This is a genomic window from Qipengyuania profundimaris (genome assembly GCF_030717945.1).
In the GTDB taxonomy this organism is placed as follows: Bacteria; Pseudomonadota; Alphaproteobacteria; order Sphingomonadales; family Sphingomonadaceae; genus Qipengyuania; species Qipengyuania profundimaris.
Genome location: NZ_JAVAIM010000001.1, coordinates 1,955,615 through 1,967,721 on the forward strand (window position 1 = coordinate 1,955,615; position 12,107 = coordinate 1,967,721).

11 protein-coding genes are annotated in these 12,107 nt (G+C 63.4%); 3 read left to right on the forward strand and 8 right to left on the reverse strand.

The window, feature by feature from the left end; translation table 11 throughout:
- Window positions 1-7: 7 nt before the first annotated feature.
- The 6 genes from dnaE to Q9K02_RS09670 form a co-directional block, all read right to left on the reverse strand.
- Window positions 8-3,484 carry a DNA polymerase III subunit alpha gene (gene dnaE / locus Q9K02_RS09645; RefSeq protein WP_305932703.1) on the reverse strand — a complete coding sequence of 1,159 codons (3,477 nt, stop codon included), beginning with the start codon at window positions 3,482-3,484 and terminating at the stop codon, window positions 8-10.
- Window positions 3,485-3,557: 73 nt separating this feature from the next.
- Window positions 3,558-3,878, reverse strand: a complete 321-nt coding sequence (locus tag Q9K02_RS09650; RefSeq protein ID WP_305932704.1) for a hypothetical protein — start codon at window positions 3,876-3,878, stop codon at window positions 3,558-3,560.
- Window positions 3,879-3,909: 31 nt separating this feature from the next.
- Window positions 3,910-4,389 carry a glutathione peroxidase gene (locus tag Q9K02_RS09655; RefSeq protein WP_305932705.1) on the reverse strand — a complete coding sequence of 160 codons (480 nt, stop codon included), beginning with the start codon at window positions 4,387-4,389 and terminating at the stop codon, window positions 3,910-3,912.
- Between the two features lie 11 nt (window positions 4,390-4,400).
- Entirely contained in the window at window positions 4,401-4,679 is a 279-nt protein-coding gene (locus tag Q9K02_RS09660) for a hypothetical protein (RefSeq protein WP_305932706.1), read from the reverse strand.
- Between the two features lie 49 nt (window positions 4,680-4,728).
- Window positions 4,729-5,415: an ABC transporter ATP-binding protein gene (locus Q9K02_RS09665; protein WP_305932707.1), complete on the reverse strand. Its 687-nt coding sequence runs from the start codon at window positions 5,413-5,415 to the stop codon at window positions 4,729-4,731.
- Window positions 5,408-6,649 (reverse strand): lipoprotein-releasing ABC transporter permease subunit, encoded by a 1,242-nt coding sequence (locus Q9K02_RS09670; RefSeq protein WP_305933492.1) that lies wholly within the window; start codon window positions 6,647-6,649, stop codon window positions 5,408-5,410. Before Q9K02_RS09670 ends, Q9K02_RS09665 begins: the two co-directional genes overlap by 8 nt.
- A gap of 191 nt (window positions 6,650-6,840) precedes the next feature.
- Here Q9K02_RS09670 and purF point away from each other — a divergent pair, with 191 nt between their 5' ends.
- The 3 genes from purF to Q9K02_RS09685 all read left to right on the forward strand — a co-directional run bounded on the left by purF (window position 6,841) and on the right by Q9K02_RS09685 (window position 9,488).
- The gene (purF, locus tag Q9K02_RS09675; RefSeq protein WP_305932708.1) at window positions 6,841-8,313 is read left to right on the forward strand and encodes an amidophosphoribosyltransferase; all 1,473 of its coding nucleotides are present in this window, start codon (window positions 6,841-6,843) and stop codon (window positions 8,311-8,313) included.
- Window positions 8,310-9,023 (forward strand): SDR family NAD(P)-dependent oxidoreductase, encoded by a 714-nt coding sequence (locus Q9K02_RS09680; RefSeq protein WP_305932709.1) that lies wholly within the window; start codon window positions 8,310-8,312, stop codon window positions 9,021-9,023. The genes purF and Q9K02_RS09680 overlap by 4 nt, the downstream gene beginning before the upstream one ends.
- A 117-nt stretch (window positions 9,024-9,140) precedes the next feature.
- Complete coding sequence (locus tag Q9K02_RS09685) at window positions 9,141-9,488, forward strand: PilZ domain-containing protein (protein ID WP_278328512.1); 348 nt, start codon at window positions 9,141-9,143, stop codon at window positions 9,486-9,488.
- Window positions 9,489-9,621: 133 nt separating this feature from the next.
- Here Q9K02_RS09685 and Q9K02_RS09690 read toward each other — a convergent pair whose 3' ends face one another.
- On the reverse strand, window positions 9,622-10,809 hold the full coding sequence (locus Q9K02_RS09690) for a serine hydrolase domain-containing protein (RefSeq protein ID WP_305932710.1): 1,188 nt from the start codon (window positions 10,807-10,809) through the stop codon (window positions 9,622-9,624).
- Window positions 10,810-10,811: 2 nt separating this feature from the next.
- Window positions 10,812-12,065, reverse strand: coding sequence for an SAM-dependent methyltransferase (locus Q9K02_RS09695; RefSeq protein WP_305932711.1), 1,254 nt, complete (start codon window positions 12,063-12,065; stop codon window positions 10,812-10,814).
- Window positions 12,066-12,107 lie beyond the last annotated feature (42 nt).

A 12,107-nucleotide genomic window follows, 5' to 3' on the forward strand; every position in this document is an offset into this window, starting at 1 on the left:
GCCGATTTCAGGCGACGAGGCGCAAGTTTGCCTTCCCCCGTCGCGCGGTCAGCTGCACCTTGGCAAGGCCGGGCACGCTTGCCAAGCGTTCAGCGAGCTCTCCATCGATGGAAAATGCACGGCCGAGGCGCATCACCGGAGGATCGGGATCGCCGGTGTGCAGCGTCGCCATCACCTCGTCGCCGCCCTCGCCGGCGGTTTGCAAGGCCAGCGCCAGTTCCGTCAGCGCATCGACGCTCTCGACTTCGAGAGTGAGCAGCATCGCCATGCTGCCTTTCACTGCATCGAGCGGCACGGCGCCGCGCACGGTGATCCGCGGCGGTTCGTCGGGGCTTGGACTGTCGAGCTCGACGTCGAGCTTCACGCAGGTCTGGTTATCGGCCCATTCGAGGAAGCGGTCGACAATTCCCTCCTCGAAACAGGCGGCGCTGAATTGGCCGGAGCTGTCGGAGAAATCGGCGCGGATGAAGGGCTTGCCGCGCTTGGTGGTGCCCTTGCTCGCCTTCTCGACCATGGCCGCCATCACCGCGCCAGCGCGGCCGCCGGGAGGGGCACCGCTGGCCATCAGCGAGGCATAGCTGCGCGCACCTTGCGCGCTGGCCACGGTGCGCCACGCTTCGACCGGATGCTCGGCAAAGTAGAAGCCGAAGTTCTCCTTCTCCCGCGCCATCTGCTCGGCACGCGGCCAGGGATCGGCATCCTTGAGGCGCAGCGTGTCTTCGCTGGCCGCATCGTCGCCGCCGAACAGCGCCGCCTGCCCGCTCGACCGCTCGCGCTCGGCAGCGTCTGCGATAGCCAGCAGCATGTCGGCATTGGCAAACAGCTTCGCCCGGTTGGTCTCGAACTCGTCGAGTGCGCCGGCCGAGATCAGCGCCTCCAGCTGGCGCGAATTCATCGATCCCTTGGGCAGCCGCTCGAACAGGTCCTGCAGGCTCTCGAACTTGCCGCTGACCTCCCGCTCGTGGACGATCGCCTCCATCGCCCGCTCGCCGACATTGCGGATGCCCGCCAGCGCATAGCGCACGGCATAGCCATCGTCTGTCTGTTCGACGCTGTATTCCGCCTCGGAATAGTTAAGCGCGGGCGGCAGCACCTTGATCCCGCTGCGCCGCGCATCGTCGACGAACACAGCCAGTTTTTCCGACTGGTGCATGTCGAAGCACATGGACGCCGCGAAGAACTCCTCGGGGTAATGCGCCTTGAGCCAGGCGGTCTGGTAGGCGAGCAGCGCGTAGGCGGCGGCATGCGACTTGTTGAAGCCGTAGCCGGCGAACTTGTCGATCAAGTCGAACAGCGCATTCGCCTCGGCTTTTTCGATACCGGAGACTTCCTTGCAGCCCTCGACGAACCGCTCGCGCTGAGCGTCCATCTCGGCCTGCACCTTCTTGCCCATGGCGCGGCGCAGCAAATCGGCATCGCCAAGCGAGTAGCCCGCCAGGATCTGCGCGGCCTGCATGACCTGTTCCTGGTAAACGAAGATGCCGTAAGTCTCGGCGAGGATACCCTCGAGCTTGGCGTGCGGATACTCGATCGCCACCTCGCCCGCCTTGCGCTTGCCGAACAGCGGGATGTTGTCCATCGGACCCGGACGATAGAGCGAGACCAGCGCGATGATGTCGCCGAAATTTGTCGGCTTCACCGCCGTCAGGGTGCGGCGCATGCCTTCCGATTCCAGCTGGAAAACACCGACCGTGTTGCCCGCCTTCATCAGCTCGTAGACCTTGGGATCGTCGAGCGAGAGGGTCGAGAGGTCGATGTCGATCTCGCGCCGCTTGAGCAGGTCGGTGGCCTTCTTGAGCACCGAAAGCGTCTTCAATCCAAGGAAGTCGAATTTCACGAGGCCGGAGCTTTCGACATTCTTCATGTCGTATTGCGTCACCGGCATGTCCGAGCGTGGATCGCGGTAGAGCGGGACCAGCTGCGCCAGCGGGCGATCCCCGATCACGACGCCGGCCGCGTGGGTTGAGCTGTTGCGCGGAAAGCCCTCCAGCTGCATCGCGAGATCGACGAGGCGCTTTACCTCATTGTCATTGTCGTATTCGCGCTTGAAATCTGCCGCGCCATTGAGCGCACGCGGCAGCGTCCAAGGGTCGGTCGGATGGTTGGGCACCATCTTGCATAGCCGGTCCACATGGCCGTAGCTCATCTGCAAAATGCGGCCCGTATCGCGCAGCACCGCGCGGGCCTTGAGCTTACCGAAGGTGATGATCTGCGCGACATGATCGTGGCCGTATTTCTGCTGGACGTAGCGGATCACCTCACCGCGCCGCGTTTCGCAGAAGTCGATGTCGAAGTCGGGCATCGAGACGCGTTCCGGATTGAGGAAGCGCTCGAACAGCAGGCCGAGCTGGATCGGATCGAGATCGGTAATCGTCAGCGCCCAGGCGACCAGGCTGCCTGCACCGGACCCACGGCCTGGCCCTACAGGAATGTCCTGATCCTTGGCCCATTTGATGAAATCGGCAACGATGAGGAAGTAGCCAGGAAAACCCATCTGGTTGATGATGTCGACTTCGAACTTCAACCGGTCGAAATAGACCTTGCGGTCTTCCTCCGACATCTCGCCATAGGGCTCCAGCCGGGCTTCGAGGCCCTTACGTGCGTCCTCTTCCAGCGCCCGCGCTTCGCCTTCCAGATCGCCCGCAAGGCTGGGCAAGATCGGGTCGCGATAGGGAGGCGCGTAGGCACAGCGTTGCGCGAGAACGATGGTGTTCTCCACCGCCTCGGGCAGGTCGGCGAACGCCTCGTCCATCATGTGGTATGTCTTGACGTAGCTTTCCGGATTGGACCGGGCGCGCTCCTCCGCATCCACATGGGTAGACCCGGCGATACACAGCATGGCGTCATGCGCCTTGTGCATATGCGGTTCGGCGTAGTTCGCGGGATTGGTCGCGATGAGCGGCAGGTCGCGCGCATAGGCGAGATCGACCAGAGCCTCCTCGGCGCGCTGCTCCACCTCGTTCCCGCGCCGGGCAAGCTCGATGTAGAGGCGGTCCGGAAACAGCGCCTGCAGCCAGTCGAGGGCAGCTTCGGCATGGCTTTGCTGACCTTCAGCGAGCAACCTCGTCACCGCGCCCTCGCTCGCGCCGGTCAGCGCCAGCAGTCCGTCGGTGCGTCCTTCGAGGTCTGCCATCGCGACATGCGGTTCGAACTCCACCGGGCGCTCGAGATGCGCCTTGGAAACCAGATGGCAGAGATTATCGTAGCCCGCTTCGTCTTGTGCATAGAGCGGCAGGTAATCGACCTGCTTGCCCTCGGCATCGCGCGCCACGCCCAGCAGCGTTCCGATGATCGGCTGGATACCTTCCGCCTTGCAGGCATTGGCGAACATCACCGCGCCATAGAGGCCGTTGCGGTCGGCGATCGCGATCGCAGGGAAGCCGCGCTCTTTCGCGAGTTTGGCCATCGCTTTGGGGTCGATCGCCCCTTCGAGCATCGTATAGGCAGATAGCACGCGCAAGGGGACGAAAGGCTTGTAGCTCATGCGAGCAAAGTAAGCCTTTTGCGTGGATTCGGAAGGCTCCGGACGCGTTGTTTCTCCACAGCGCGTGGAGAAATCAGCCCTCGCGGATTTTCCTGCGCGTATCGCGGATCGTCGAGAACGCGCCATAGATCACCAGCGCGGCGAGGAAGATCCAGACCCACACCGGGATATTGCGTCCCGCGATCGCCAGATAGAGATAGGCAGATACGAAGAAAAACCCCGCCAGCATGGTCGGCCACACAGTCGATTTACCCGCCCGGGCACGCTTCACCAGCCAGCCGATCGAGAGCAGGAAGAAGGGGATCGCCCCGACGTAGATCCCGCCGAAAATGTAGGGATTGACGCCATATTCGGCGCCGAGGGCGAGAAACCATTGGTTGATATCGGCAAGCATGACCGGTCTTTCGTAGCGCGACAGCGGCTGGTTACAGCAGCTTTTCGATATCCTTCGCAATGCCCTTGGGTGCATCGGCCGGGCCGTACCGCTTTACGACATTGCCTTCGCGGTCGATCAGGAACTTGGTGAAGTTCCACTTGATTGCCTTCGAGCCCATCAGCCCGGGCGCCTCCGCCTTCATCCAGTCAAACAGTGGGCTGGCCTCGTCGCCGTTCACGTCCACCTTGGCCATCAGCGGGAAGGTAAGGCCGAAATTGACCTTGCAGAATTGCTCGATCTCGTCGGCATCGCCCGGCTCCTGATTGCCGAACTGGTTGCATGGAAAGGCCAGCACTTCGAAGCCCTTTTCGCCGTACCCTTGGTATAGCTCCTCCAGCCCGTCATATTGCGGCGTAAATCCGCATTTGCTGGCCGTATTCACCACCAGCAGAACCTTGCCGAGCTTTCTTTGCAGATCGAGCGGCTCGCCCTTGCTGGTCGACACTGTGAAATCGGCGATCGTTGTCATTCTAGAATTCCTCAGCCGCGCGGAAAATCGTCGCGCGCTGCGAGCGAGGCGATTTCCTCTGAATGATATTCGCGGTCGCCGAGTTTCTCGATATAATAGTCGCCGCGCTCGTCGGGACTCATCAGCATGATGTGACGGATGAGGTCGGCGAAGGTGCCCTGACGCAAGCCCTTCGCACCGTCGAACACGCCGTCGCCATCGCCCACGCGGTGCAGGCTGGCGCGGTCGTCCCACTGGATGCCCGGGCGATGTGTGTCTTCGGCGCGGTAGGTGCTGGGGTGGTCGGTCATACTGGTAATCTCCTTTGCCCGCCCAACGGATGAAACCGCGCTGCGTTTCCTATTCCAGCAAGCCTTCGTGCAGCCGCACCACGCGATCCATTCGCGCGGCCAGCCGCTCGTTATGCGTGGCGATCAGCGCAGCGCTGCCCTCGCCCCGAACGAGAGCGAGAAATTCGCCCAGCACGCGGTCGCTGGTGGCTTCGTCGAGATTGCCGGTCGGCTCGTCGGCGAGGACCAGCGCAGGGCGATTGGCAAGCCCGCGGGCGACGGCCACACGCTGCTGCTCGCCACCGGAAAGCTGGCTGGGCCGGTGGTCGAGCCGATGCTCCAGCCCCAGCGCCGACAGCAGCTGACGTGCTCTATCCTCCGCTTCGCCACGCGGCGTGCCTGCGACAAGCTGCGGCAGTACGACGTTCTCGACCGCGTCGAAATCGGGCAGCAAATGGTGGAACTGGTAGACGAAACCGAGATGCTTGCGCCGCAGGATCGTGCGCGCATGCGGGTCGGATTTTTCGGCCGAATGGCCCGCGATCACGATCTCGCCACCGAAACCGCCTTCCAGCAGGCCGACTGCCTGGAGCAGCGTGGACTTGCCCGAGCCGGACGGGCCGAGCAACGCGACGATCTCCCCGGGGCGCACGGTCAGGTCGACCCCGCGGAGCACGTCGATGCGCACGCCGCCCTGCTCGAAGCTGCGCGTAAGGCCCTTGAGCTCGACGACCGGTTGCACGCCCGGACTATTCATAACGCAGCACCTGAACCGGATCGGTGCTCGCCGCCTTCCACGCGGGGTAAAGGGTAGCGAGGAAACTGAGCACCAACGCTAAGCCGACGATCATCGCGACTTCGACCGGATCGGTCTTGGACGGGAGCGTGGTCAGGAACCGCACCTGCGGGTCCCACAGCTCGACCCCGGTCGCCCAGCCGATCGCCGTGGTGATCTGCTGGCGGAAGGTCAGCACTATGAAGCCAAAGATAAGACCAGCGACAGTGCCGATTGCTCCGACGGTAAAACCGGTCGTCACGAAGATCTTCATCAGGCTCCGCCGCGTCGCGCCCATGGTTCGCATAATCGCGATGTCTCGCGTTTTTGCGCGCACCAGCATGACAAGGCTCGAAAGAATATTGAAAGCCGCCACCAAGACCATGAAACTCAGGGCGAATGCCATGGCCACACGCTCCACTTGAAGCGCTTCGAACAGGGTCGAGTTGATTGTTTTCCAGTCGGCCACCACGGCCCTGCCCTGCACCGCGCGCTGGACCGGCTCGAGGATTTCGCCGACCTCGTCCGGGTCCTCCACGGTTACCTCGATCATGCTGACCGTATCGCCGAGCAGCAGCAGTGTCTGCGCATCCTCCATCGGCATCACCACGAAGGCACCATCGTAATCGTAAACGCCGACTTCGAATATCGCTGCGACTTCGTAGCCGATCTGCCGTGGTACCGTGCCGAAGGGCGTCGAGCGCCCCTGCGGATTGATGATCGTGATCGTGTCGCCGACGCGCGCGCCGATGTTCTCCGCCAACCTTACGCCGATCGCTACACGGCTCGCCCCCGGTTCGAGCCGCGCGATGTTGCCGCTGACGACCTTGTCGCCGAGATCTGTAATGTCGTCCGCCGTATTGCCGCGCACAAGGATCGCCTCGACGCGTCCGTTGAAGCTGGTCAGCAGCGGTTGTTCGATCAGCGGGCTGGCATCCACCACGCCCGGCGTTTCCTGCACGTTCTGGAGGATATTCTCCCAGTCCTCCATCTTGCCGCCATAGGCTTGCACGATCGCATGGCCGTTCAGCCCCACGATCTTGTCGAGCAATTCGGCGCGGAAACCGTTCATCACGCTCATCACGATGACCAGCATCGCGACAGACAGCATAACCACGGTGATGGAGATACCCGCGACCAGCGCGATGAAGGCCTCGCTCCTGCCGGGGAGCAGGTAACGCTTGGCAATCGTCCATTCGAAAGGAGAGAGGATCAGACCGGCCCTTATCTGTCGCAGGGTGTTCGCGAGTGGTGGGGAGGCGTTTAGGCAGGCGAAGCTGTCTGTGCAATGAAATCGTGCAACAGCCTCGACGCAATCCCTCCGCGCTCGTCGCACTGGCCTTGTAATCCCGCCGTAACATCGCCATTGGGTCGCGCATCCCGATTGCTGGCGCGGACAGGCCCCCGATGAACCTTACCCACCCGTTTCATGACGAGGATGGCGACAAGCTGCGCGAAGAGTGCGGCGTTTTCGGCGCGATCAACGCGACCGATGCTGCCGCTGCCACGGCGCTGGGCCTTCATGCCCTGCAACATCGTGGGCAGGAAGCCGCCGGCATCACCAGCTTCGACGGCGCGGAATTCTTCACCCGGCGCGGCATCGGCCATGTGGCGGAGAATTTCTCCAGCCAGGAAGCGATCGCTGAACTGCCCGGCACGATGGCGGCAGGCCATGTGCGCTATTCCACCACCGGCGGATCGGGCCTGCGCAACATCCAGCCGCTTTATGCCGATCTCGCCAGCGGCGGCTTTGCCGTGGCGCATAACGGCAATATCTCCAACGCCGGCATGCTCCGCGACGATCTCGTTCGCCGCGGATCGATCTTCCAGTCGACCAGCGACACGGAAGTCATCATCCACCTCGTTGCGACCAGTCGCTATCCCACGATCATGGACCGGCTGATCGATGCGCTGCGCCTGCTGGAGGGCGCCTATGCGCTGATCGTGATGACGCCCGAAGGCATGATTGCCTGCCGCGACCCGCTCGGCATCCGGCCGCTGCAGATGGGCCGGATCGGCGATGCGACCGTTTTCGCCTCCGAAACGGTTGCCTTCGACGTCGTCGGCGCGGAATTTGTCCGCCAGGTCGAGCCGGGCGAGGTGATCAAGGTCGATTTCGACGGCAATGTCGATTCGCTCCATCCTTTCGGCAATCATGCCCCGCGCCCCTGCATTTTCGAGCATGTCTATTTCAGCCGCCCGGACTCGGTGTTTGACGGGCGCAGCATTTACGAGGCGCGCAAAGCGATCGGGGCGGAACTTGCTCGCGAAAAACCGGTCGAGGCCGATCTCGTCATTCCCGTGCCCGACAGCGGCGTGCCCGCCGCCATAGGCTATGCGCAGGAGTCGGGCATTCCCTTCGAGCTCGGGATCATCCGTTCGCATTATGTCGGACGCACCTTCATCCAGCCGAGCGACGGCGCGCGCCACGCAGGCGTCAAGCGCAAGCACAATGCCAACCGCGCGCTGGTCGAGGGCAAGCGGATCGTTCTGATCGACGACAGTATCGTGCGCGGTACGACCTCGATGCAGATCGTCGAGATGATGCGCGATGCCGGCGCGATCGAAGTGCATTTCCGCGTCGCCAGCCCGCCGACGGCGCATAGCTGCTTCTACGGCGTCGATACGCCCGAGCGTAGCAAGCTGCTTGCCGCGCGCATGGATGTCGAGCCGATGCGCGAATTCATCAAGGCCGATAGTCTGGCCTTCGTGTCGATCGACGGGCTTTACCGCGCGGTGGGCGAAAAGCCGCGCAATTCCTCCTGCCCGCAGTTCTGCGATGCCTGCTTCACCGGCGACTACCCGACCTCGCTGACCGACCTTGCGCGGCGCGAGGACAAGCAACAACAGCTGAGCTTGCCGGTGGAGGCTGCAGAATGAGCGACACACCGCTGGACGGCCGTCTCGTCCTCGTTACCGGGGCGAGCAAGGGCATCGGTGCTGCGACGGCGAAGGCATTTGCCGCCGCCGGAGCGCATGTCGTCCTGACCGCGCGCGACGTGCGTGGCCTCGAAACGATAGAGGATGCGATCCACGACGCCGGTGGCCAGTCGACGATCGCCCCGGTCGATCTCGCCGAAAGCGACGGCATCGCGCGCCTTGCCTCCGCTATTGCCGGACGCTGGGAGAAGTTGGATGCGCTCGTCATTTCAGCAGCTTATTTGCCGACCCTCACACCGGTTACGCAGATCGATGGCAAGCAGTTCAGCCAGGCGATCACGGTCAACGTGCTGGCGACCCAGGCCTTGCTCGCGAATTTCGACCCTTTGTTGAAGCGCGCCGATGCGGGGCGTGTGTACGGTCTCACCAGCAGCGTCGGTGCCGATCCGCGCGCCTACTGGTCCGCTTATGGCTCGACCAAGGCGGCCTTCGACAACCTACTCGAGTGCTATGCGGCAGAAGTCGAGAAGGTTTCCAAGGTTCGCGTCGCCCTGATCGATCCGGGCGCGACTCGGACGGATATGCGCGCCAAGGCCTATCCCGGCGAGGATCCGAAGACGGTGAAATCGCCCGATGTGGTCGCAAATCGGCTCGTCGAGCTGCAAATTAACGATTTCGACGGGTTTCACCGAGAGCGCGTGGAAGCATGAGTTAACCAATAGCGGTCAGGACTTCGTAACCCGAACAGTCGAGATTCTGCGGATATTCCTCTCGCGAGCGTGCGGGAGTTACGAAAGCCGGAAATTCTCGCATTGGAAGGGCGCAACATGACCTATCAGACCCAGGACCGCTACCTGGTTGCCGCTCAGGAAGACCGCTGCGCACCGCGCACCAAGCTGACCATTCCCGGCCAGCTGCGTGCATCGGGCGGCCGCGCATTCCAGACGGTCATCCACGATCTCTCGATCTCGGGCTTCTCGGCAGCGGCGCTCAATCGCATGCACGAAGGCCAGATGTGCTGGCTGACCCTGCCCGGCCTCGAATCGCTCCAGGCACAGGTCGTGTGGTGGGAAAACTGCATGGTCGGCTGCGCGTTCAACGAGCTGCTCTCGCCGATCGTCCACGACAACATCATCGCGCGTTACACCGGGGCCGGCAACTACCGCCCATACTAAGCCTTCGTTCCCGGCCTCTCGGGCAGGCAACCGCACCGACGCTTTGGCAGCGGCCTCAGGGCCCGGCCTGAACCGTGTTTTGAGTGCTCGTTGCCGGTGGCGGTGTCCCTAGCGGTCGCCGCCACCACTGCATTCAGTCGATATCCTTGGCGATCCGGCCGACCACTTCGCGAAAGCCGTTGCGGTTGGCAGTGCTGGTCGCAGTCGGCCAGTTGCTCACCACGGCAACGACCAGATTGCTCTCCGGCACGATCGTTATCGCCTGCCCGAAGATGCCTTGCGCACCATACGCCCCGGGATAGGTCCACCACTGGTAGCCATAGCCATAGCCCGGCGCGTTAGGGAAACCGACCAGTGGCGATCCGGCCGTCGCAAACCAGCCGTCCGGCACCACGCCCTTGCCGCCTTCCAGCGCGAACTGGCCCATGCGTGCATAGTCCGACAGGCGCAGCGAGAGGCAGCAGCCGCCGATATTGCCGCCGGTAAGGTCCTGCATCCAGAACAGACCGCCTTCGAAACCGGCGGGTTCGACGATCTTCTCCGCCGCATAGGCTGCCAGAGACTTGCCCGTCGCCTCTTCGACGATCAGCCCGAGCAGATTGGTCTCCAGCGTCTTATAGACCCACTTCTCGCCTGCGGGAGCCTCGCGGCTAAGCGTCTTTGCATAGGTAACAGCCTGCGATTCCCCTGCTACCGGCGCGACCGACAGCATTCGCGCGACGTCGCTGTTTGGATCGGTATAGTCCTCGTTCCACGCCACGCCCGAGGTCATTGTGGCGATCTGGCCGACGGTCACGCCATCATAAGCCGTGCCGACGAGTGCCGGAATGATCGACGTCACCGGCGTATCGACGCTCTCGATCGCTCCATCGGCGATGGCGGCACCGAGTAGTGTCGAGGTGAAGCTCTTGGCGACCGAGAAGCTGGTCCAGCGATCGTCGGGCATCATGCCGAGCCCGTATTCCTCGAACCGGACGACGCCATCATCGAGGACCATCACGCCCGCAGCCTGCGTTTTCGCCATGAAATCGCGGATGGCGACTTGCACGTCGCGCGACAGTGGTGGGCCCTGCCGGAACACACGCGGATTGTTCGCGGGAGCGACTTCGAGGCCCGGGAAAAGACTTTCCATGTCGCGGAAGGCCGCCGAGCGGCGCGCATCGTCCCAGAACAAGATCGAGTCGCCCGGATCCATGCTCGCCATCTGCTCGGGCATGCTTTGCGTGACGGCCGCTGCCGCCGCGACCGGTGCATCGCTATCGTAAGCCGTCGCGCATCCCGCCAGCGCAATCGCCAGCGTCGAAGCCAGAAGTGCTCGCATCCTCATTCTCCCTCTTTCACCAGAGTAACCTGATGCACATCGATCCCGCCACCGCGAAAACCCCCTTCGCAATACATCAGGTAATAGCGCCACAGCTCGCAAAATTCGCGGTCGAACCCGACGGGAAGGCGCCCTTCGCGGGCCGCAACATCGAAGTTCTGACGCCACGCTTTCAGCGTCTCGGCATAGTCGAGCCCGAAATCGTGCTGGTCCTGCCATGCGAGGCCGCGTTCTTCGGCCAGCCTGCGGAATTCGCTGGTGCGGATCAGCAGGCCGCCGGGAAAGATATAGGCCTGGATGAAGTCGGCGCTCGCCGCGTAATCCTCGAAGATGTCATCGTGGATCGAGATATACTGGATCGCCGCGCGCCCGCCCGGTTTCAGATTGCGGGCGATGCAATCCATGAAGGTCGGCCAGTATTCGCGGCCCAGCGCCTCGACCATCTCGACCGACACGATGGCGTCATAGCTGCCGGCCGTGTCGCGATAGTCCTGCCTGCGGAAATCGATGGCGTCGCTGTGGCGTGCCCTCGCCCAGTCGAGCTGTTCGCCCGAAAGGCTGATGGCGGTGACGTCACCGCCTCGCCGCGCCAGATCGCCAGCCAGTGCGCCCCAGCCGCAGCCGATCTCGAGCACCGTGGCGGCATCGCCAATGCGTGACGCCAGCGCGTCCCACTTGCGCTTCTGCGCTGCTTCCAGCCCGTCCGCCGTGACGTCGAGCCCGGAGGAATAGCTCATCGTCGGATCGAGCCATGCCTCGTAGAAATCATTGCCAAGGTCGTAATGCGCGCTGATGTTCTTCTGCGCGCCTTCATGCGTGTTGCGGTTGAACAGATGCGCCAGCTTCAGCGCGTGGCGGAACGGCCCCTTCGCGCGTGCCGTGTCCCCCAGCCGCGTCGCATGCTGCATGAACAGCGCGAACAGCGGCACGGGGTCGGGGCTCCACCATTCGCCCGCCTCCCAAGCCTGATACCAGCCGACCGACCCATTGCTGGCCAGCCGCAGCAGCGCGTTATAGCTCCGCAGCTCGACCGTGCATTCGAACCCCGGCGCGCGGCCGCCGAGCGTGCGCGGCGTGCCGTCAGGCAGCGTGCCGTGGATCGTGCCGGAGACCAGTGCCCGGTCGATCCTGTCGAGGATCTTCTCGACCCCCGGCGCAACCATCCGCGCGAACAGGCCGGGCCGCCTCGCGAAGCGCTGCGCCCCTTCGGTCAACCGGATACCCCTGTCCGTTTCGTGTCGCACGCGCGTCGCCATGCGAGGGCCTATGGAGTCGGCGCGCGAACCGTGCAAGACCCG